This is a genomic window from Vibrio sp. V12_P9A6T4 (assembly GCF_963874835.1).
Classification (GTDB): domain Bacteria; phylum Pseudomonadota; class Gammaproteobacteria; order Enterobacterales; family Vibrionaceae; genus Vibrio; species Vibrio anguillarum.
Genome location: NZ_CAWNJO010000043.1, coordinates 1 through 23,579 on the forward strand (window position 1 = coordinate 1; position 23,579 = coordinate 23,579).

17 protein-coding genes are annotated in these 23,579 nt (G+C 43.8%); 7 read left to right on the top strand and 10 right to left on the bottom strand.

From position 1 onward, the window contains the following. From tnpA to gyrA, 4 genes are all read right to left on the bottom strand, one after another. On the bottom strand, positions 1-181 hold a 181-nt coding region (gene tnpA, locus AACQ42_RS05895), incomplete at its 3' end, for an IS200/IS605 family transposase (protein WP_141195638.1). Positions 182-379: 198 nt separating this feature from the next. Continuing rightward, positions 380-556, bottom strand: a complete 177-nt coding sequence (locus AACQ42_RS05900; RefSeq protein ID WP_017042466.1) for a hypothetical protein — start codon at positions 554-556, stop codon at positions 380-382. A gap of 125 nt (positions 557-681) precedes the next feature. After that, positions 682-2,328, bottom strand: coding sequence for a methyl-accepting chemotaxis protein (locus AACQ42_RS05905; RefSeq protein WP_017046166.1), 1,647 nt, complete (start codon positions 2,326-2,328; stop codon positions 682-684). A gap of 357 nt (positions 2,329-2,685) precedes the next feature. After that, positions 2,686-5,409, bottom strand: a complete 2,724-nt coding sequence (gyrA, locus tag AACQ42_RS05910) for a DNA topoisomerase (ATP-hydrolyzing) subunit A (protein ID WP_017044297.1) — start codon at positions 5,407-5,409, stop codon at positions 2,686-2,688. Positions 5,410-5,703: 294 nt separating this feature from the next. Here gyrA and ubiG point away from each other — a divergent pair, with 294 nt between their 5' ends. From ubiG to yfaE, 4 genes are all read left to right on the top strand, one after another. Next, a complete protein-coding gene (ubiG, locus tag AACQ42_RS05915; RefSeq protein ID WP_094165834.1) occupies positions 5,704-6,411 on the top strand; it encodes a bifunctional 2-polyprenyl-6-hydroxyphenol methylase/3-demethylubiquinol 3-O-methyltransferase UbiG in 708 nt (235 codons plus the stop codon). Positions 6,412-6,891: 480 nt separating this feature from the next. Further along, positions 6,892-9,174, top strand: coding sequence for a class 1a ribonucleoside-diphosphate reductase subunit alpha (nrdA, locus tag AACQ42_RS05920; RefSeq protein WP_094165835.1), 2,283 nt, complete (start codon positions 6,892-6,894; stop codon positions 9,172-9,174). A 68-nt stretch (positions 9,175-9,242) separates the two neighbouring features. After that, complete coding sequence (gene nrdB / locus AACQ42_RS05925; RefSeq protein WP_010318364.1) at positions 9,243-10,376, top strand: class Ia ribonucleoside-diphosphate reductase subunit beta; 1,134 nt, start codon at positions 9,243-9,245, stop codon at positions 10,374-10,376. Next, complete coding sequence (yfaE, locus tag AACQ42_RS05930) at positions 10,376-10,654, top strand: class I ribonucleotide reductase maintenance protein YfaE (RefSeq protein WP_013857000.1); 279 nt, start codon at positions 10,376-10,378, stop codon at positions 10,652-10,654. Before nrdB ends, yfaE begins: the two co-directional genes overlap by 1 nt. 67 nt (positions 10,655-10,721) lie before the next feature. Here the strand turns inward: yfaE and AACQ42_RS05935 are convergent, their stop codons facing one another. Both AACQ42_RS05935 and AACQ42_RS05940 read right to left on the bottom strand, forming a co-directional pair. Further along, positions 10,722-10,976: a hypothetical protein gene (locus tag AACQ42_RS05935; protein WP_013857001.1), complete on the bottom strand. Its 255-nt coding sequence runs from the start codon at positions 10,974-10,976 to the stop codon at positions 10,722-10,724. A gap of 263 nt (positions 10,977-11,239) precedes the next feature. Continuing rightward, positions 11,240-12,478 carry a CinA family nicotinamide mononucleotide deamidase-related protein gene (locus tag AACQ42_RS05940; protein ID WP_094165836.1) on the bottom strand — a complete coding sequence of 413 codons (1,239 nt, stop codon included), beginning with the start codon at positions 12,476-12,478 and terminating at the stop codon, positions 11,240-11,242. A 156-nt stretch (positions 12,479-12,634) separates the two neighbouring features. Between AACQ42_RS05940 and AACQ42_RS05945 the strand changes: the two genes are divergently transcribed. The 3 genes from AACQ42_RS05945 to AACQ42_RS05955 all read left to right on the top strand — a co-directional run bounded on the left by AACQ42_RS05945 (position 12,635) and on the right by AACQ42_RS05955 (position 16,258). Beyond that, complete coding sequence (locus AACQ42_RS05945) at positions 12,635-13,573, top strand: DUF3943 domain-containing protein (protein ID WP_234826560.1); 939 nt, start codon at positions 12,635-12,637, stop codon at positions 13,571-13,573. A gap of 202 nt (positions 13,574-13,775) precedes the next feature. Next, positions 13,776-14,288, top strand: coding sequence for a glycine cleavage system protein R (locus tag AACQ42_RS05950; protein WP_013857004.1), 513 nt, complete (start codon positions 13,776-13,778; stop codon positions 14,286-14,288). A gap of 359 nt (positions 14,289-14,647) precedes the next feature. Continuing rightward, positions 14,648-16,258 carry a methyl-accepting chemotaxis protein gene (locus tag AACQ42_RS05955; protein ID WP_026027718.1) on the top strand — a complete coding sequence of 537 codons (1,611 nt, stop codon included), beginning with the start codon at positions 14,648-14,650 and terminating at the stop codon, positions 16,256-16,258. A 54-nt stretch (positions 16,259-16,312) separates the two neighbouring features. Here AACQ42_RS05955 and nspC read toward each other — a convergent pair whose 3' ends face one another. From nspC to nhaA, 4 genes are all read right to left on the bottom strand, one after another. Continuing rightward, on the bottom strand, positions 16,313-17,446 hold the full coding sequence (nspC, locus tag AACQ42_RS05960) for a carboxynorspermidine decarboxylase (protein WP_017044303.1): 1,134 nt from the start codon (positions 17,444-17,446) through the stop codon (positions 16,313-16,315). A gap of 64 nt (positions 17,447-17,510) precedes the next feature. Beyond that, complete coding sequence (locus AACQ42_RS05965; RefSeq protein ID WP_017044304.1) at positions 17,511-18,755, bottom strand: carboxynorspermidine synthase; 1,245 nt, start codon at positions 18,753-18,755, stop codon at positions 17,511-17,513. Between the two features lie 16 nt (positions 18,756-18,771). Then, positions 18,772-21,660, bottom strand: coding sequence for a pyridoxal phosphate-dependent class III aminotransferase (locus AACQ42_RS05970; RefSeq protein WP_088728818.1), 2,889 nt, complete (start codon positions 21,658-21,660; stop codon positions 18,772-18,774). Positions 21,661-22,205: 545 nt separating this feature from the next. Then, the gene (gene nhaA / locus AACQ42_RS05975; protein ID WP_176429686.1) at positions 22,206-23,351 is read right to left on the bottom strand and encodes a Na+/H+ antiporter NhaA; all 1,146 of its coding nucleotides are present in this window, start codon (positions 23,349-23,351) and stop codon (positions 22,206-22,208) included. Positions 23,352-23,579: the final 228 nt, after the last annotated feature.

A 23,579-nucleotide genomic window follows, 5' to 3' on the forward strand; every position in this document is an offset into this window, starting at 1 on the left:
GATCCGGCTGAACATTTAATTCCAAGACTTCACAATCTTTCATATTGCACAAAATATAGATTGAGCGATAAAGCTCTTTACCTACATTCCCTTTCAAGATCTTAAATCTGTATTTCGGTGTCCAAACTATGTGGTATTTGCAACGCCAATATACATGTGATGAACTTCTATAATCGCCCATGTTTTTAGTTTCCTCTTACTTGTGGTGAATAAGAGGTTTACTTCTAGCATGGGCACTCCTTCGGGCAATAGCCCCAAGGTTGAATCACCACCGCCCAAGGCGGTGGTTTAGGGATGACAACAAAAAAGCCAGCATCTGTTCTGCTGGCTTTTTATTTGGGATTATTACGAAAATTTGCGCTAATCAATTTGTGGGCAGTTAGATATTCTGCGACTGCTTCCAAACCGCCAGTTCAACCCACATTTGTTCGAGTTGTTGCAACTCTTCTTCTGTGAGCAGTGCTAAGGTCGTTTGAGATTCAGATGTCGGACCGTCTTTGAGAGAGCGAATCTGCGCATAAAAATCCTTCTTTAATTGCGATATCACAGGGTCCACAACCGATTCCTATAAAAATACTAAAATTCTCAAAAATAATACCATTTTTCATAGACATGTCTTATGTCGTGTTAAGTTATGGAATAGTTATCACATTTCTAATATCTAAGCCTAAAGTATCAAAATTACAATTTAAAATTATTCACTAGGCTATCGAGTTGCTTAGAAACTTTTTTCAAATGTTCGCTACTGACAGTGAGTTCCTCAGCTACTGTTGTTGTTTCCATGGTGAGATGATTAATATCTTCAACGGTGCGGTTGATTTCACTGACCACACTTGATTGCTCTTCCGTTGCCGTCGCCACTTGAATGTTTTGATCACTAATATTCTCTATATAAACGCGGATCTGTTTTAGCGAGCTATTGGCATTTTCAGCTTGTTCAACCACCAACAAACTCTGCTCTCGGCCTTGGGACATTGCCCCAACCGCCCGTTTCGATTCTTCCTGTAAGTTATTAATGACTCTTTGAATTTCTTCGGTTGATGCAGCAGAACGGCTTGCTAAATTTCGCACCTCATCGGCAACGACCGCAAAGCCTCGACCTTGCTCTCCCGCTCGCGCCGCCTCAATCGCTGCGTTCAATGCAAGTAAGTTCGTTTGCTCGGAAATGCTACGAATAGTCTCAAGTATCGAGCTGATGTTAACCACTTGACCAGCCAAAGAGCCTACGACTTGTGCAGCTTGCTCTAATTCAGTGATCAAATCTGCAATTTGCACTTGTGCTTTCTCTACTACAGTGGTGCCATTTTCCGCCTGATGAGTGGCCTGTTTCGCAACGTCGGCAGCTTGAGCTGCGTTGTTTGCAATTTCGCCTACCGTTGCACCTAGTTCATGAATGGCAGTGGCCACTTGAACTGTTCTATCACGTTGCGAAGTGCAGTTGTTTTTAGTTAATAGTGCCCGAGCTGAAACTTGGTTAGCCGTATTCGCTAATTCATAAGAACTCGAAGCCACTTGCTTGATCGCTACATGTACTTTCTCAATGAAGTCGTTAAAACTGTCGCTAATTTTCGATAACTCATCTTGGCCACCTAAATCAATGCGAGCATCTAGCGCCATGTTTTCAGCTGCCAAAGCAATGGATTTTTGTAGGCTGGCCACTCGCGTTTTTAGGCCGATAACAATAAAGAATGAAGTGACAAACGAAATTAGCACGCCAATACCAATAATGATAAACATGTGATTTTGCCCTTGAGCATAACTCTTTTGGCTATTGACGTTCTGCTGTTTGGCCTGCTCTAGTAGCGAATCGAGGATCACATTGGCTTTTTTACGCAGTTCACCATAGGTAACCGCGTATTGATCTCGGTATATGTTGCGCGCCGTATCTAGATCGCCCTTTTCAAATGCCGCCAACATAGGATTAAGTTGAGTACTGACCATTTTTTCAAAGTCAGTCAACAGCTGCTGAACTTGTCTACGCTGTTCTGGATCCACTTGTGACTGAACTGCGTGCTCGACAGACTGCCTCATTTCAGGGATATCTTCGTCACGTGTCTCTTTCACGCGTGTGAGGACACCCTTTTTATCTCTTAACGACGTCTCTTGAAGTAACATCATATCGATACCAACCCGCATACGGGGAATTCGAGAGGCAACTTCAGCCATTGAACGCATTGGCGCGGCCGTATTGAGATAGAGCTGTTCTGCCTGTCGTTGAATCGTCGACATGCTATTGAAGCTCGCCATTCCAACAATAATCAACGCAACGCAAGGTAATAACACTGCAAAAATTAATCGCGATTGTAAGGTAAACCGATTAGCAAACATCTTTTATATCCTTTTTAGTTGTAGCGCCATTATGTTATGGGGACAGATCTTAACCAATGAATGGTTTCTTATTTATTAAAAAGTTATCTTTTCTAGAACGTTTTAAATTAAATTAATGACTTTTATGACGTTAACTCAATAGCTAAGTATAGGCAATTTTAGGTTGAATGAGAGATGTGGAGTCAGCCGTATTTGTGGCACAGATGATCTTTTCAAAAAGACCACCACGATTTCAACGCTGAATGGAAATCCTTCACTTGTTAGATGGGCTGCTCGCTAGAAGTAAAAAGCCGAAGCAATCAATGCTCCGGCTTTTATTCTTTATCACCTTAGAATAAAGGTGGATACGTGAAACGATTACTCGTCTTCAGAATCGCTGCTCGGTTCAGAGTCAGCCTCTTCTGCGTCACTTTGTACTTCTAAAATTGCAACGCTCGCTTCACCTTCTGGCAATTCCTCACCTTCTGGTAACTCAACATCTTCAATTTCTTCAATACGTTGTAAACCTACGACGTTTTCATCTTCAGCGGTGCGAATCAAGGTCACACCTTGAGTATTGCGTCCCACTTGGCTCACTTCCGCGACGCGAGTACGAACGAGCGTACCGGCATCGGTGATCATCATGAACTCATCGCCTTCTTCAGTTTGCACTGCGCCGACAACTTGACCATTACGCTCAGACACCTTGATTGAAACAACGCCTTGAGTTGCACGACCTTTAGTTGGGTATTCCCCTAAGGTTGTACGTTTACCATAGCCGTTTTGTGTCACTGTTAAGATGTCGCCGTCATTTGAAGGAACAATCAGCGATACCACTTGGTCGCCTTCTGCTAGCTTCATACCACGAACACCGGACGCTGTGCGTCCCATGGCGCGAACACCTTTGAACTTAATTTCTGGCTGGCCATGTTCATCAAGAACAGGCTGACCATTTTCATCCAATACTGGCGTTTCTTCTGATTCTTTAAAGCGAACCACCTTACCAAATTTAGAAAACAGCATAATTTCACTGTTGCCATCGGTAATGTCCACACCAATCAAAGAATCATCTTCACGCAAGTTAACCGCGATCAAACCGTTAGAACGCACGTTGGCGAAGCTTGAAAGTGATGTTTTCTTCACTGTACCGTCACCGGTCGCCATAAAGATAAACTTATCATCACTAAACTCAGTGACTGGTAAAATCGCAGTAATACGTTCCCCTTCTTCCAGAGGAAGAATGTTAACGATAGGTTTACCACGCGCTGTACGGCTCGCTAGCGGTAATTGATAGACTTTCAAACGGTATGTCTTACCACGAGTCGAGAAGCAAAGAATATGGTCATGAGTATTCGCCACAAGAAGACGCTCAATGTAGTCTTCTTCTTTCATCTTCGTCGCGCTCTTACCTTTACCACCACGGCGTTGTGCTTCGTAATCGCTGAGGATCTGGTATTTCACATAACCTGCATGAGAAAGTGTAACGACCACATCTTCACGAGCAATCAGCTCTTCCATGTCGATATCGTGAGTTGCCGCGGTAATTTCAGTGCGTCGTGCGTCACCAAAAGCATCACGAACAGTTTCAAGCTCTTCGCGGATAACTTCCATCAAACGTTCAGTGCTGGCAAGGATATGCATCAGTTCAGCGATTTCTTCCAGAAGAGCTTTGTACTCATCAAGAATTTTTTCGTGCTCTAAACCTGTCAATCTGTGCAGACGAAGTTCAAGAATTGCTTGGGCTTGTTGCTCAGTTAAGAAATATTTGCCATCACGGATACCGTATTCTGGTTCAAGCCATTCAGGACGAGCGGCATCGGTTCCAGCACGTTCAAGCATTGACGCTACGTTGCCAAGATCCCAACCACGAGCAATCAAGCCTTCTTTTGCTTCTGCTGGCGTTGCTGCGCGGCGAATCAATTCGATGATTTCATCAATGTTGGCTAACGCGAGAGCAAGTGCTTCTAGAATGTGGGCACGATCACGAGCTTTACGCAGTTCAAAAATAGTACGACGCGTCACCACTTCACGGCGGTGATCAACAAAGCATTTCAACATTTCTTTCAAGTTGAATAGCTTAGGTTGACCATTATCCAGCGCAACCATGTTGATGCCGAATGTCGTTTGTAACTGTGTTTGAGCGTAAAGGTTGTTCAGAACTACTTCACCAACCGCATCACGTTTACATTCGATAACAATACGCATGCCGTCTTTATCAGACTCATCACGCAGTGCACTGATGCCTTCGACTTTTTTCTCTTTAACCAACTCAGCAATTTTTTCAATCAAGCGTGCTTTGTTCACTTGATAAGGGATTTCTCTGACGATAATGGTCTCTTTACCATTCTTCTCGACTTCGATATCCGCTTTAGAGCGCATGTAGACTTTACCGCGCCCTGTTTTATAAGCGTCGATAATTCCTTTGCGGCCACTGATTAATGCTGCTGTTGGGAAATCTGGGCCCGGAATGTAGTCCATCAACTCATCAATGGTGATGTCTTCATTATTTATATAGGCCAAGCAACCCTCAACCACTTCCGTTAGGTTATGGGGTGGAATGTTGGTTGCCATACCTACTGCAATACCGGATGAGCCATTCACCAGTAGGTTAGGAATTTTCGTAGGAAGAACCGCAGGGATCTGTTCTGTACCGTCATAGTTCGGTACATAATCGACCGTTTCTTTGTCGAGATCGGCAAGCAGTTCATGGGCAATTTTTGACATGCGTACTTCGGTGTAACGCATTGCTGCCGCAGAGTCACCATCGATCGAGCCAAAGTTACCTTGGCCATCGACCAACATGTAACGCAATGAGAACGGCTGCGCCATACGAACAATCGTATCGTATACAGCACTATCACCATGCGGGTGATATTTACCAATCACATCGCCCACAACACGGGCAGATTTTTTATATGGTTTATTCCAATCGTTACCAAGCACATTCATCGCGAATAGAACGCGACGGTGTACTGGTTTTAGGCCATCACGCACATCTGGAAGAGCACGACCCACGATAACGGACATCGCGTAGTCTAGGTATGAACCTCTTAGCTCATCTTCAATGTTTACGGGCGTGATCTCTCTAGCTAGATCGCTCATAGAGCCATTATCCCTCTATCTTTTGATCGTATATTCGATACGTACAAGGCCGAAAAATATAACACATAATTCACTACTTCGGCATCCCTTTCCCTTTCCTTTTATCAGGTTGTGACCTTTGTTGTGTATCAAGTGCCGAGAAATTGCACATTCATTCCATACCCGGCTGATTAATGGCCAAATTTTAGCCAAAAATTAATGGAATAAAGATAACCTGTAGCCTGTGATAATCAACTGGTTATAATACCCCACACAACTAAAGATGCCTATTTTGATAGCAAGAGCGAATCTAACATGACTAAAGCACAAAACGTTGATCTTAATGAAATTAAAAAGTTTGAAGAGATGGCGTCACGCTGGTGGGATCTGGATGGTGAATTTAAGCCACTGCATCAGATTAACCCGTTAAGATTGAACTATGTGTTAGTCAATGCCAACGGCCTATTTGGCAAGAAGGTGCTCGATGTAGGATGTGGTGGCGGAATTTTAGCCGAAAGCATGGCGCGAGAAGGTGCGCAAGTGACTGGCTTAGACATGGGCAAAGAACCGCTTGAAGTCGCTCGTTTACATGCTTTAGAAACAGGAACAAAGCTCACTTATATTCAAAGTACGATTGAAGACCACGCCGCTGGCAACCCACACACATATGATGTTGTCACTTGCATGGAAATGCTTGAGCATGTTCCAGACCCATTGTCCGTTGTTCAAGCCTGCTCTGCGTTGGTCAAACCCGGCGGTCATGTTTTCTTTTCTACGCTCAATCGTAATTTTAAGTCTTACCTGTTTGCCATCGTGGGCGCAGAGAAGTTACTACGCATTGTTCCAGAAGGCACACATGATCATGAAAAATTCATCCGCCCATCGGAACTGATTAAGATGATTGATAAAACAAACCTGCAAGAGCAAGGAATAACAGGCCTACTTTATAACCCGTTAACCGATACTTACCGTTTAGGGCGCAATGTTGATGTCAATTACATCGTTCATACTCAGCTTTTTTAAAGTCAGTGGTCATCTAATATGCCATTATGGATAGCGTATTGCTCACGTTAAAAATTAAGCCGAATAGCACATTTTTTCTCGGTTTCTAGGCTGTTTTTTGTGCTCTAGATTCCATTTTAACCACATCGAAAATCGCTCCCTTTTTTCCTCAAAGATCAAGAAGTTTTTTTTTGATTGTGGTTACATCTAAACCAAACTCAAAACGGTAATTTTCTACAATCAAATCGGCTCTTTGATCATCAGTAAGTGGGTACTAACTGTTTTTTTTATTTTTGCTAGTTATCCACAAGCTGTCCCAGATCTGTAACTTGAAATGAGCTTCAGATAGCACTATCTTGTAACTCGCAAAGCAAAGAACCCCTATATGTTGTGTTTGCACTACAATATATAGATAAATTCAGATCACAAAGCCGCGATGAAATTTACAACAATTCTACAAAAATACGGCCTTAATCAGTTTTGTTAGGGAAATGAAGCAGAATGAACCAAAAACTTACTGTCACCAAGCGTGATGGACGCAAAGAAACAATTGATCTTGAGAAAATCCACCGTGTAATCGCGTGGGCTGCGGAAGACCTGCACAATGTCTCTGTATCACAAGTAGAACTGAAAGCTCACATTCAGTTTTACGATGGTATTACGACCTCTGACATCCATGAGACTATCATCAAATCCGCTGCCGATTTGATTTCAGAAGAGACGCCAGATTACCAATATCTAGCGGCTCGTCTTTCGGTGTTCCATTTGCGTAAAAAAGCCTACGGACAATACGAGCCACCCACTTTGTACAACCATGTCTCTCATTTGGTTGAAATGGGCAAATACGATAAGCACCTTATCGAAGATTATACTCGCGCAGAATTTGAAGAACTCGACACTTATATCGACCACGCACGTGACCTTAATTTTTCTTACGCCGCGGTAAAACAGCTTGAAGGTAAGTACTTCGTGCAAAACCGTGTGACGAAACAAATTTATGAGAGTGCCCAGTTCCTCTACATTTTGGTCGCCGCTTGCTTATTCGCGAAATATCCAAAAGAAAACCGTCTCGATTACATTAAGCGTTTTTACGACGCAACATCAATGTTCAAAATCTCGCTGCCAACGCCAATCATGTCGGGCGTGCGCACGCCTACCCGTCAATTTAGCTCATGTGTGTTGATTGAATGTGGTGACAGCTTAGATTCAATCAATGCCACAGCAAGCTCTATCGTACGTTATGTATCACAGCGTGCGGGTATTGGTATTAACGCGGGCCGCATTCGTGCATTAGGCTCGGAAATTCGCGGTGGTGAAGCATTCCACACGGGTTGTATTCCTTTTTATAAATATTTCCAAACCGCAGTGAAATGCTGTTCTCAAGGTGGTGTACGTGGTGGCGCAGCCACTGTCTTCTACCCTTTGTGGCACGGTGAAGTGCAGTCGCTACTGGTATTGAAAAATAACCGCGGCGTTGAAGAGAACCGTGTTCGTCATATGGACTATGGTGTTCAGCTCAATAAGTTGATGTATTCTCGCTTAGTTCAAGGCGGTAATATCACCCTATTCTCCCCTTCTGATGTGCCTGGATTGTATGACGCATTCTTCGAAAACCAAGACGAATTCGAACGTTTGTATGTTCAATATGAGAATGACACTTCGATTAAAAAAGAGACGGTGAAAGCGGTAGAACTGTTCTCCCTATTGATGCAAGAACGTGCCTCCACTGGCCGTATCTACATCCAGAACGTTGACCACTGCAATACGCACAGCCCGTTTGATGCGTCTGTAGCGCCTGTTCGCCAATCCAATCTCTGTTTGGAGATCGCACTACCGACGAAACCGCTGTCTAATGTTGAAGATAATGAAGGTGAGATTGCGCTATGTACGCTTTCGGCATTCAACTTAGGTTCAATTCAATCTCTGGATGATTTCGAAGAGTTGTCTGATCTTGTGGTTCGTGCGCTAGACGCACTGTTGGATTATCAAGATTACCCACTGCCTGCCGCTTATAAGTCAACCATGAATCGCCGTACATTGGGTGTAGGCGTGATTAACTACGCTTACTATCTGGCGAAAAATGGCGTGAAATATTCGGACGGTAGTGCAAATGGTTTGACACACCGCACTTTTGAAGCGATGCAATATTACCTGTTGAAGGCTTCAGTCGCGTTAGCCAAAGAACAAGGCCGATGCCCTCTATTCCATGAAACAAATTATGCCAAAGGCTTGCTGCCTATCGACACCTATAAAAAAGATGTCGACCAAATTTGCGCAGAACCTTTGCATTATGATTGGGATGCGCTGCGCGCAGAGATCATGGAATTTGGCTTACGTAACTCAACGTTAACAGCGTTAATGCCTTCAGAAACCTCTTCGCAAATTTCCAATGCCACCAACGGTATTGAGCCTCCTCGCGGTTATGTTTCAGTAAAAGCCTCAAAAGATGGCATCTTGAAACAAGTCGTGCCGGATTTCATTAATTTGAAAGAGAACTATGAGTTATTGTGGAATATTGGTTCTAACAACGGCTATCTGCACCTAGTCGGCATCATGCAGAAATTTGTTGACCAAGCGATTTCCGCTAATACCAACTACGACCCCAGCGCGTATGAAAGTGGCAAAGTACCAATGAAACAGTTGCTGCAAGATCTGCTGACGGCATATAAATTTGGTGTGAAAACCTTGTACTATCACAACACTCGTGATGGCGCGAAGGATGATCAAAAAGACGCAGTACAGGCACAAGATGATGATTGTGCGGGCGGCGGTTGTAAGATCTAACTCTATTTCACTCAACGTATTCAATAATGCTCCCCACGCAGGGGAGCTTAAAAGGGATTGAGGCATTTATGGCTTACAGTACTTTTTCTCAAAAAAAGAATGATCAACTCAAAGAACCGATGTTTCTTGGCCAATCGGTTAACGTGGCTCGTTACGACCAGCAAAAGTTTGAAATTTTTGAAAAACTGATAGAAAAACAGCTCTCGTTCTTCTGGCGTCCAGAAGAAGTCGACGTATCGAGTGATCGCATTGATTACAACAAGCTTCCAGATCATGAAAAGCACATTTTTATCTCGAACTTGAAATATCAAACGCTATTGGATTCAATCCAAGGTCGCAGCCCTAACGTGGCACTGCTACCGCTGGTTTCGCTTCCTGAAGTGGAAACATGGATTGAAACCTGGTCATTTTCAGAAACAATCCACTCACGTTCATACACTCATATTATTCGTAATATTGTGAATGATCCTGGTATTGTGTTTGATGACATCGTCGAAAATGAACATATATTGAAACGCGCAAAAGACATTGCACACTATTACGATGATCTGATCCAACTGTCTAATGACTATCACCGTTTTGGTGAAGGAACACATCAGATTAATGGTGAGAGCGTCAAAATTAGCTTGGGTGACCTGAAACGCAAACTTTATCTTTGCTTGATGTCAGTCAATGCGTTGGAAGCGATTCGTTTCTATGTCAGCTTCGCCTGCTCATTTGCCTTTGCAGAGCGCGAATTGATGGAAGGTAACGCCAAAATCATCAAGTTGATTGCACGTGATGAAGCTTTGCACCTGACTGGTACACAGCATATGATCAACTTGCTGCGTAATGGACAAGACGATTTCGCCTTCTTACAAATCGCTGAAGAGTGCAAGCAAGAGTGTTTTGATTTGTTCAAAGCGGCTGCTGAACAAGAAAAAGAGTGGGCTGAATATCTGTTTAAAGATGGTTCGATGATTGGTTTAAACAAAGACATTCTGTGCCAATACGTTGAATACATCACCAACGTTCGTATGCAAGCGGTTGGTTTAGATATCGCCTACCCCGGCGCAACATCAAACCCAATTCCTTGGATTAATGCGTGGTTGTCTTCAGACAACGTACAAGTTGCACCTCAAGAAGCAGAAATCAGCTCCTACCTTGTAGGCCAAATTGACAATGAAGTTCGTGCCAATGACTTCGAGGACTTTGAGCTGTAATGGCGACCATTAAAATCAACAAAGTTACAACCATAGAATCAAACTCTTCCAATACTTTATTGGAAAGTATGGAGAGTGCGGGGCTAGAGCCAGAGTACAACTGTCGCGATGGTCACTGTGGTGCCTGTCGCTGCACGCTCGTTAAAGGCGAAGTGGAATACGTTGGTTTTGCGATGGCTTACACAGAGCGCAACGAAATATTGCCCTGTATTTGTAAAGCCAAAAGCCATGTGGAACTTGCTGGTGTTAATTATCGACCCAAAGCAAGGCGAGCCTAATCTCGATCTGCCAATAGTGCACTGTTAACGCATCACACATTGGCGCGTTAAAAAGATAAAGCCAGAGCTATGCTCTGGCTTTATACATTCCTAGAAGAATGCCATCAGCCGTACCCATTGATACGGATTTGTTAGCGATTTCTCTGCCATCCCCATCAAACAATGAAAGTCTATATCCTTGATAGCTAGGCGTATCTAAGTCTGATGGAGCGTTGAGCCATAAAGAAACAACATCACTCATTTCATTACTCAATGCCTCACCTAAGATCACTTTTTGACTTGCAACTTTATACCAAACTAAAATTTTCGATTGGTTAAACATGTCAGCCTCCTGCTGAATTTCATCGAGCGGACTGACAGTGTACAGAGAAAAGATGTGTAAAAAAGACCCAATTTTGAAACAATTTTATCTGATGCGTGAAATCATGAGCTTAGTCTTTAGACGAAATAATCATAAGCTAAGCACCTCACCGAACCTACGGAATAAGCCAAAAAATCATGCAGTTACCACCCGATACAATTTAAACATAAAGAGCCTCATTATCAATAACTTAGATTTAAAAACACGCTAACACATTGAGTTAATTAGTCAATAACGCTCGCAGGTAAAAACATCTCTTTGACGGAGATCAATGCCCCATACTGAGCAAAAATAGGCTTATTCGATAAATAGCGGCGTAACATATCAGCCGCGATGGTCCCCATTAACTCCCTCTGCTCATCGGCGCTGTAACGACGCTTGAATTTGAGGATCTGTCCCCACTCTCCCTGCGGAGCCGATAAAGCTAGGCTAAATTGATCATCATTTAATACACCAGTCACGAGCGATAACGAAGTAGAACACTTTTCCTTCGTTGCGCCAGCAAGCGCTAATGACGCCGCGAGTGGATCTTGATCGCCTAAGCCCGATTCAACGTTGCGGCTCAAAATCCAGCAGTGACCGCTCAACGCTTCCACTTGCTCGTTACTTAACAACCAACTGGCAAGCCAACCTTTGGTCGCTTGTTCTGCAATAGAGATCGATAATCCTTTGTCTTGCATTAAATGACCGATATGCGTGAGCATAGGTTCATCGACACTCACAACATGTTGTTCCAAATGCTGGTAGATGATCTGTAGTAGTTTTACTCGGCGTTCTAAATCACTTTTCGGACCAAACAATTTCACCTCAATAAAAGGCAGATAAGAACGATACCCCAGCATATACCCTTCCGGTAAGACTAATTTATCCAACTTATCTGAAATGGCCGATTCCGATGAACCCAGAGTGAATAAACGGCTGCACTCTAATCCCGTTTGTTGTGGGTATGTCGCTAGCAAGTCAGGTAAAATCTGTTCAGAGACCATCAACTTAAACTCTTTGGGTACTCCGGGGGTGAAATAACAAACACAATCATTAATCTGAACTTTAAAGCCGCAAGCCGTCCCTATTGGGTTATCAATGATGTCAGAGCACTCCGGTAACATCGCTTGTTTGAGGTTACTTTCTGGCATCACAACACCACGCTGCGCAAAAAATTCGTCCAGTTTTTGCTTCCACAGCACAGACAACACCAACTTTTGGTCCGCCGCTTGAGCCGCCGCCGCCGCACTTAAATCATCAGACGTTGGGCCGAGCCCACCATTCACGATCAATACATCATTATTGAAACTGAGCATCAGTAACTCTTCAACCAAGGCTTGCTGGCTATCGCCTACCGTTGATCGTTTTACTAACGAAAAACCCTGCTGGAAGAACTCACTGGATAACCAAGCAGCATTGGTATCGACAATATCGCCATGGAGCACTTCCTCACCCGTGCTTAACATTGCTATTTTCAACATATCATGGTGTCCTTTTATGTACGCTTACAGGTGTGCTATCAATCAATACGGCAGAGAATAAAGTGCAATATATAACGCTTTGAATGCTATTTTTCTCATAAGTTTCCTTATTTACATAATTTGCTGTTTTCATCACCGCCGCTTTAATAGATAATTGTGATTCTGATCATTAAAAACAAAACTTTGGAGCCCTCCGTGTCAAAGAAAAGCATCATACCATTGATGTTATCGTTTTCGGCTTGTGCTAGTGCCACTGCATACGATTTCAACCAACACATTGAGTTTTCCTATACGGTCGACTGCAATCAAATTTCTTGTTTTAATGACGATCCGAATATTTACCAATCGAACTCTCCATTTTTAGCAAGCTTAGCAGAGTCGCAACCGCTAAACCTTGAAGAGCCCGCGCTGCCTAAATATCTTACCGTGCAAGATACAAAAGACTGGGACTATCTCAAAGGCCAAACCTATACCATCTTAGGATTAAGCGTAGCAACCGTTGGTTTAATGACATTTTTGCCTGCATCCATTACCAAATGGGATGAAGAGGATCGCAGCATAAGCGGCATAGGCAGCAAATGGAAAGATAACGTATCATCCGGCCCCACTTGGGATAGAGATGAGCATTATCTCAACTACATTATGCACCCCTACTTTGGCGGCGTTTACTACACAGCCGCAAGACATGCTGGATTTAATGAGTTTGAATCTTTTCTTTACTCCGGTGTTATGTCGACTTTCTTTTGGGAATATGGCGTAGAATCGTTTGCCGAGATACCGTCATGGCAAGACTTGTTTATTACGCCCTTTTTCGGTGCGGTTGTCGGTGAGCTGATGTTTGAAGCGGAACAAGATATTGTTACCACAGGTGGTGAAGTGTTGGGTTCATCGACTCTGGGTGATGTCACACTTTTCTTCCTCAACCCTGTTGGACATATCCATGGCTGGGTATCAAATGCTTGGGGAGGCAATGCCGAAGTAGAATTTAATGGCACACCTTGGTTTGGTAACCAAGATGCCGCAAAGTTTGCTTTGGACTCAGGCGCTAGCTATGATTCGCAATTTTATGGCCTTAATCTCAAAGTCAGTTTCTAAAAAACAGGGCTAAACACAAGGCCAATGCCTAAAGCCAAGGCTATTTTTGTGGCCCAAGTATGAATACTGACAAGCAAGAGACTGCGTAAATGTAAAAAATTGACTCTCATCAAGTCTTATCTAAGATAGGCCTCTACACTGAAGTGAAAGGAATTCAAGATCAACGATTTATCTTTCGTTAGCTTGCTATGGGAGGCCTATTATGAACAGTACTTTTATCGTCAATTTCGTCGGCAGTGCAACACCAGCCACAATTAAGCATCTTGCCGCGATCACTCATGAAAATGGTGGAAAATGGTTAATAAGTAAAGTGAACTTTATTGAAAACCAAGTAGCTGCCGTCATTAAAATAGAGTTACCGACCTCAAATGCCGTTATCGTTCAACAAGCATTTAGAGAACAACCCGATCTTCTGGTGCAGATTGTTGATTCTGACGTACATCAACACGAAAAAGAAACGATTTACCAACTGCGGATTGATGCAAACGACCGTGCAGGCATCGTCAACGAAATCACCCACCTTCTTGATAATCAAGGTATCAATATTTTAGATATGGATTGCCAACGCGTTTTTATTGCGGGTGGCGGTGGTGTCAGCTCAAGTTTATTTACCGCCAACCTAGCCATCAAGCTCCCAGCTGCGATACAAATTGAAGACGTAGCCGATGAGCTTGAAGCGCTCAGTGAAGATACGCGCGTGATATTAGAAGTGTAATCTCGCTTACGCCCCCGAAAAAAGGAAGCTGATGCTTCCTTTTTTATCGACCTCACTATCTATTAAGTAAGATTAAAGTTGTGATTCAGTTAACAAAATCAACTAATTGCATTCGCGAAATGACGACCATATTCCAATATTAGAGAGCGGGTAACCATAATTAATCTAAGCCTGCAAATCCTAGATGCCGAATAACTTGAAGACGCCGTCAGATGGATAAACGGATGATTACTAATGAGTATTAACAAACCTTGTGACTCTGGCAATCAAACGTAACCAACATCACGGTAACCTCAAGTACAACAGGTAAACCAATATGCCCAGCAATAAGGTTGGGTTGTTTTAATGGTGGTAACGTCATGTTGAAGCTTGAAAATATTAAGGTCAGCTACAAGCTGACCGCTATTATCGCGGTTGCAATTGTTGGCTTATTGAGCTTACTGTTCATTGCAACTAGCGCGCTGAGAAGTAACTTAGTCGTAGAGCGTGAAGCGAGGTTGAACGCAGTTATCGATACTCTCCTCTCACAAATCTCACACCTTCAGAAAACACTCCCCGAAGACGAAGCTAAATCACAAGCGAAGATACTCATCAACAACACACGTTTTGACAGCAACAACTATCTTTTTGCTATCGATGAGTCTCGTTACACCATTGCCCATCCGATTCGCACTGATTTGGTTGGCAAACAGATGGGAAGCCCAGGAAAAGATACGCAAGGCGAGTTTTGGTTCACTATGGTTGAACTTGGCAAAAATGGTCAACAAGGCACGTTGACATATCCTTGGCAGACTAACAGTGGAACACCCGCAGAGAAATTATCGGCAGTCCACGGGTTTGCGCCGTGGCATTGGATTATCGGCTCAGGCATGCTCATCAATGACATTGAAGAGGCGATCAACAAACAGATCCTCAAGATGGGAGGAGCGACATTGGCAGTTGTGTTTGTGATGGCAACGCTTGGGGTGGTCATCAGCCGAGCCATCATTATGCCGTTAGAGTCAATTAAAGAAGTCATGAAAAAAGTGGCAAGCGGCGATTTAACCGCACAAGTCCCAGTAATGGGAGAAGATGAGATTGGCATTGTGGCATGTCGTATCAATGACAGCGTAAGCGCAGTGCGTTTAGCATTAACCGAGTCGGTCACCTCAGCAAACCTGCTTGCAGAGGCCGCCATTCGCATCGCTTCTTCTGCGGAAGAAACTAGCCAAGCGGTGACCAGCCAACGTGACCAATTAAGCCAGCTCGCAACCGCGATGAATGAAATGAGTGCGACTGTTGCCGATGTTGCAGGCCATGCAGAAGAGACAGCAAGAGACACATTGGATGCCAGCAAAGAAGCCGGCTTAGGCGATAAAGACGTACATTCCAGTGTGGACAGCATTAAAGCGCTCTCAAAAGAGCTGGAAGTGGCCACTGAGCAAGTGCACAAACTCAAAGAAGGCGTGATGCAAATCAGTGAAGTTACCACAGTGATCAGCGGCATTTCTGAACAAACTAATTTACTTGCGCTAAATGCAGCGATTGAAGCCGCACGTGCTGGAGAACAAGGTCGAGGATTCGCAGTGGTCGCCGACGAGGTCAGAAATTTGGCTAGCCGTACTCATCATTCCACTGACCAAATCCAAACCACCATTAACCGCTTACAGCAACTGGCCGTTAGTACATCAAACGCGATGCAAAAAAGCCAAGATCTCGCTTATAACAGTGTGGAGCGGGCAGAAAATGCAGGCAGCGATCTTTCCTTGATCGTCAGTCATATTCAGCATGTGAGTGATAAAGCAATTCAAATCGCCACTGCGGCAGAAGAACAAAGTGCAGTGGCCGAAGAAATGAACCGTAACGTCAGTGGCATTAACGATTCAGCATTGGAGATGTCACAATCGGCAAACTATTTGGCAGAAGAGAGTGAAACCTTGGCCGCTCTTTCACGCCAATTAGACGAAAGAATGAAAAGCTTCAAACTCTAAGGTGTGATTTTACAAAAATAGGCCTCACCCACTGTATGGTGAGGCCTATTGTCATCAGTTTACCGACCATTGAGATAATGAACGTTTAAAGTCTTCATAGCCAAATTCATTCAGTTTCTGAAGCTCTCCTGTACTGCGTTGACAATACACGGAAGGCATTTTAAGGCCATTAAACCAATTCAATTTCACCATGGTATAGCCCGCGCTATCCATGATATGCAACCGCTGACCAATCGATAATGGCTGTTCAAATGAAGCCACACAAAATTGATCACCCGCTAAACAAGAACACGAGCCAATGACATACTCATGTTTACCGTTCGCACTCGCTTCTAAGATAGCCGCAGGCTCTTTGTAAATCAGTGTGTCTAAACGATGCGCTTCAGTTGCCGAATCAACAATCGCTGTTTTCATGCCATTTTCAACGATATCGACAACAGTCACCACTAAATCAGCCGTTTTCGTGATGATCGCCTCACCCGGTTCAAGATAAAGCTGAACCTGATGCTTTTCTGAAAAGGCCTTAAGCGCTAATGCTAATTTTTCTAGCGGATAACCAGGCCAAGTGAAGAACACACCACCGCCTAGGCTGACCCAATCTAACTTATCCAGATATTGGCCAAAACGCTCAGAGATCGAATCTAATAATGCAATGAACGCATCAGCATCTTTGTTCTCACAGTTCATATGGAACATCACGCCATTGATAGTATCGAACACTGAGTTATCAATATGGTCTGTTTGAACACCTAAACGAGAAAACTGACGTGCGGGATTGGCAAGATCTTGCCCAGCGTAACTCACGCCGGGGTTTAAACGTAAACCCAATGACGCCTTGCCTTCAACTAAATGACGGTAAGCGGCCAACTGGGATTGCGAATTAAAAATCATTTTGTCGCAAATATCGGCCACTTCTTTAACATCAGCTTCACTGTAGCCAACGCTATAGGCGTGTGTTTCACCACCAAACGTTTCGTAACCTAATTTTACTTCAAATGGGCCACTGCTGGTTGTGCCATCTAAGTAAGGTTTGATGATGTCAAATACTCCCCAAGTAGAGAAGCATTTTAAAGCCAAGACGAGTTTGACGCCCGACATCTCTTTGAGCTGCTTCGCGATTTCTAGGTTCGCGATCAACTGTGATTCATCAATCATAAAATAGGGCGTTTGGAGTTCGCTTTTTTGCATCTATTTATCACTCTCAAATTGAAGAAAGCCGACACATCTGCATCGGCTTAACTATCGAAAACTCTTATTTTAGAATTTTAATCTCTGGTTGCCCGATATCGAGCTCTTGAACATGCCAATCCAAACCTAATTTCGGCATCGTTTCTAAAAACAGATCAGGGTCAAGCTGTTCTAAGTTAAACACGCCCGCTTGTGCCCAATGCCCTTGGAAATACTGCAATGCCGCAGTAATGGCAGGAACGCCCGTGGTGTAAGCGATGGCTTGGTGCTCTACATCATGGTATGCCACTTCATGGTCTGCATTATTGTAGATAAAGACACTGCGCTGTTTACCGTCCTTCCAACCTTGCACCCAAGTACCAATGCAAGTCAGGCCTTTGTAACCAGGGGCCAAAGAGGTTGGGTCTGGCAACATCGCTTTAAGCACTTGAAGTGGTTGAACCACAGTACCATCTTGCAGCGTCAATGGGTTTGGGCTCAATAAACCAATATCACGCATGCAATTGAAATAGTTGAGATAACGATCGCCAAAACCCATCCAAAATTCAATTCGTTTGGCCGGAATAAACTCTTTCATCGAACGTACTTCATCGTGCGACATGGAGTACACCTTGTGCTGGCCGCACTGAGGAAAATCAAATTCTAGCATTCGTGAATGGCAAGGAACACGCTGCCATTGCCCTTCTTCCCAATAGAAAGAGTCACCTTGAATCTCTAACATATTGGTTTCTGGATCAAAGTTAGTCGCAAATTTTTTGCCGTGATCGCCTGCATTAATGTCCATCACATCAATACTGTCGATTTCGTCAAAGAGGTGTTTCACTGCATACGCGGCAAACACACTAACCACGCCCGGATCAAAACCAGCACCGAGAATAGCGGTAATGCCTGCTTGCTTAAATTTTTCACGAAATGCCCATTGAGGATCATACGCTTCAGGCACTTGTTGACCTTCAGAGCAAAGGTCAACAGCAACCGATGTATCTAGATAGGAAACCTTGGCTTGATAACATGCTTCCATGATTGGCACGTTTACCCAAGGAGGGCCAGCGTTGATCACAAGATCAGGCTGGACTTCTTTAATTAATGCAACTAACGAGGCTACGTCATCCGCCTTGACGGTGCGTGCCTCAAGTTTTTTAGTTGGATCTTTAAGGTTATTTTTTCCTTTGATCGATTCAATGATCTTCTCGCACTTTTCAAGAGTACGAGAAGCAAGAACAATATCACCGAGTATGTCGTTGTTTTGGGCCGCCTTATGTGCGACAACCCAGCCAACGCCTCCCGCGCCAATTTGTAAAATAGACATGGTTGTTTGTATTCCTTTATGCCTTGGCTAGCTCAGAGGCTAGTACTTCAATCTTATTAAGTAATGCTTTGAAATCTGACAGTTGTAAGCATGGGTTTAAAATGGTGAATTTAAGCGCTGTTTTGCCATCCACAATCGTCTCGCCCAACACCGCGACACCACGTGTCAATGCTTCTAAACGCAACGCTTTGTTCAACTCGTCAAAATCTACCGCTTGTTTATCCACGGAACGGAATAACACGGTGGAGAGAGCAGGCTCAGCCAAGAGTTCAAAAGCATCGTGATGCTGCACTAAATCTGCCACTTGCAGTGTTTGTTCTAGCAGATGATCGTACATTTCACCCAAAGCCTTAGGGCCTACGTTTTGCATTGTCATAAACACTTTCAATGCATCAAAACGCTTGGTCGTAGAAATAGATTTATCCACCAAGTTTGGCAGTTCATCATGTTCACGGTTAAGGTAATCCGCATGATGCAGTAGATACTTGAAGTGACTTTTATCTTTGAGCAACACCGCGCCACAACTGATCGTTTGGAAGAACAATTTATGGAAGTCGACGCTGACCGAGTGCGCACGCTCAACGCCTTGCAAACGTGCTTTATGGCTACTTAGAACCAATGCGCCGCCGTATGCTCCATCCACATGCATCCATAGATCATGTTGCTGTGCTACATCCGCAATCGTCGACAGATCATCAATCGCACCGTGATCCGTTGTGCCTGCCGTTCCAACAATAGCAAAAGGAATAAGACCTTCCGCTTTCGCTTGTGCAACAACCGCTTCCAGTTTGGTGACATCCATTGTGCCGTTTGGATTCGCATCAACCGCCAAAATGGCTTTCTCGCCCAACCCCATCCAAGAGGCCGATTTTTGCACGGTGAAATGCGATTTTTTCGAGCACACAATACGCAGCTTATCGGCATACTCAGGTAAGCCGAGCTTTTGAATAGAATGACCACTTAATTTATCGGCAATCCAGTCACGAGCTAACATTAAACCCATTTGGTTACTTTGCGTGCCACCACTGGTGAAAATACCATCCGACTGAGCGCCGAGTTCGTATTTCTCACACATCCAATCAATCACTTTCTGTTCAACATAGGTAGCAGAAGACGATTGATCCCATGAGTCCATGGACTGGTTTAATGCACCAATCATCGCTTCAGCCACTACTGATGGCATCAAGGGTGGCGTGTGCAGGTGAGCAATACAATCTGGGTGTTGAACGATAATGGAATTTTTGGCTACCAGATCTGCCATTTCAGAGATCACATCCTTCAATGGCGCATTTTTGTTATCCAAATCTACTGCGTAAATCGCTTCTTCAAGCTGCTTTGGATCCAAACCTGAATAAGGCGCTTTGGCTTGTTCAAAAACAGCTTTCATCGCAGAAGTGGCATGGTTCATCACAGCGGCAAATTCATTGCTGCCCATTTCACCGGTTTGGATAAAATGCTTCTTCCACGCTTGATTTTCTGGCTCTGGATCTTTCTCGCCGCCACCTGCGGCTAAAATCGCCGCTTCAAGAGTGCGCAGGGCAAAATCGATCTGCTCGAATGAGATGATAATCGGTGGTAAGAAACGAATAACGGATCCTTCACGGCCACCTTTTTCAACCATCAACCCACGCTCAAGTGCCGCGCGTTGGATAGCGAGTGTTAATTGGCCATCGGCCATTGGCTCGCCAAATTTGTTCATTTCACCGTTTGGTTTACGAATCTCGAGGCCGAGCATCAAACCTTTGCCACGAACTTCAGCAATACAATTCACGCGGCGTTGAATGGCTTCAAGACCTTGGCGTAGGTACTGACCCGCGACATTAGCGTGTTCAACGAGGTTATCACGTAAAATAATTTCTAACGCTTTCGCACCAGAAACCATGGCCAATTGGTTACCACGGAACGTGCCTGTGTGCTCACCCGGTTTCCAAGTATCGATCTCTTTCTTGAACACAAGAATAGACATTGGTAGACCACCACCAATAGCTTTAGATAAGCAAAGAATATCAGGACAAATGCCAGACTCTTCAAATGCAAAGCGGTAACCCGATTTACCCACGCCACATTGAATTTCATCGAAAACTAATAAAATACCGTGTTCATCGCAAATACGGCGTAGCTCACGCAGCCAGAATGCTGGAGCGGGAATAACGCCACCTTCACCTTGAACAGGTTCAACAATAATGGCCGCCGGTTTCATGATGCCTGCTTCGTCATCGTTCAGCAGACGTTCGATGTAGCGAATGCTCGCTTTGGCACCTTCATCGCCCCCTAAACCAAACGGGCAGCGCAAGTTGTATGGGAATGGCATAAAATGCACATCCGACATTAATCCTGTGCGACGAGCTTTAGTATTCAGGTTGCCCATCATGCCCATCGTTCCGTTGGTCATGCCGTGGTAAGCACCGCGAAACGCAAACATGGTGTTACGACCCGTTGTCTGCTTCACCAGCTTGATAGCCGCTTCAACGGCATCCGCACCAGAAGGTCCACAAAATTGAATCGCGGAATTTTTTGCAAACTCTTCAGGCAAAAATGCTTTTACTTGCTTGATGAATTTGTCTTTAGCGTGCGTTGTCATATCCAATGTCTGATATGGCAGACCTGAATCTAACTGCTCTTTCAGTGCTTGGTTGATCTCTGGATGGTTATACCCAAGCGCCAACGTTCCCGCGCCCGCTAAGCAGTCGAGGAAAATTTGTCCGCGCGTATCTTCTACTAACGCACCATAAGCTTGCTTGATGGCAATCGGTAGACGGCGTGGGTATGAACGAACTTCAGATTCATGCTCAATTTGATCGAGTAGAATTTGGTCCGGTGTGAGATCATAAATACCTTCAACAACAGGTACCTGAGATGAAAAAATGTTTGCGATAGTGTTATCGACTTCAAAGGCTGTGCTCATTTCCCTTCCCCTTGAATGTGAAAATTTCCGCCTATTTCCTTGGTTTGGTTTGAATATAAGGAAATATGACATAGCAATAAGCTCCGTATTAGCCAAAAGGCAAAAACGGAAATTGGTTCATCGTCTTCGATGAAAGATTACTAAATCAGAGAATCAAGGTTCGGTGATAGAACTGTCTTCAAGCACAGGGCATAGAGGAAGTACAAAGCTGATTAACGTCAGTGTGTTAAGTGATGATGAGTTCAATGTTGGGTTTCCCATTCACATGCAGCTCCCGCTGCAAGAGTATCCCGTCTATCAACAAAAGGACTTGCTGATACCTACCCTACGTAATGTCACAATCAGCCTGAATGGTCATTACGCGTGTCCCCCAGAAGCTACTGTCCGAGATTGGTGCGAAAAATATCAAAAAATAATTACGCTGGCAATAATTTTCAATAAATCGATAAAAACTTAAATTTTCTATTGATTAAGAATATTGATAAATCAAATGGTTAGTTTATAAAATGAATCAGCCCTCGTATTACGGAGGGCTGATTATATTCTTATGCGTTTTTTGGCAAAGATAAACGAAGCAATATATAGCCTGCAATCGCGGCAGTGGTTGAGCCCATTAATATACCGAGCCTTGCAAACGTATCAAATTCAGCATTGGTCGGTCCAAAAGCCAATGACGAGATAAAAATCGACATTGTAAAGCCAATACCACATAGCACTGACACGGCAAAAATATGCTTGAAATTGATCCCCTCAGGCAATTTAGCAACACCGAGTTTCACCGCAGCCCAACTGAAGGTAAAAATACCCAATGGCTTACCAATAAATAGGCCAAGAGCCACGCCCAAAGGCAACATTGACGTGAGGCTAGATACGGAGATCCCTTCCAGTGAAATCCCGGCATTGGCAAATGCGAACAATGGCAGAATACCAAAAGCGACATACGGGTGTAGCGCATGCTCAAGATGCTTTAGTGGAGAATATTCACCTTTATCACCTTTCAGCGGAATAGCAAAACCAATCACTACACCAGCCAAGGTTGCATGAACACCAGATTTAAGTACGGCAAACCATAAAATCGCGCCGACAATTAAATACAGGCTGATTTTGGTAACATGCTTGTTGTTTAGTATAAAAAGCACACCAGTCATTAAGAAACCGACGGTTAACGCAATGGTAGAAAGATCACCGCTATAAAATAGCGCAATAATGACCACAACCCCTAAGTCATCAATAATCGCAAGCGCCAGCAAGAACACTTTTAAGCTGATCGGAACACGTTTACCCAATAACGCCATAATACCTAGCGCAAACGCAATATCAGTGGCCGCTGGGATCGCCCAACCTTGAATCGCTTGTGCATCACCAGCCGTAAACAGCACGTAAATTAATGCTGGAGCAAGCATGCCGCCGACGGCAGCAATGGCTGGGAAAATAGCCGTTTCTTTGGATTTAAGAGCACCTTCCAACAATTCACGTTTGACTTCTAAACCAATCAACAAAAAGAATACGGCCATTAAGCCATCATTGATCCAATGCGACACTGACATTCCAAACACGTAGGAATGTAAAAAAGATTGGTAAACATCATTTAGCGGTGAGTTAGCAATCATCATTGCAATTGCAGCAGCAATAACCAGCAAAATACCACCTGCTGATTCCATCTTGAAAAAGTCGCGAATCACATCACTCATGATATCGTCCTTATAGTTATGCATGTTAATAAACCATTAACAAATGAATATGACAGAGTTTATACAGTAGCTGATAGAAGTAAAAATCGCTTGTTCAGATATTAAGAATCGGAATTTCCGAGTCAAGCATAACAATACAACGTATATTCCTTAGTTTTCACTATTTTCCCATTGTTGATTAGTTTTCATGCATAACAATTTTACAACAAAATAAAAAAGGTTCACAAA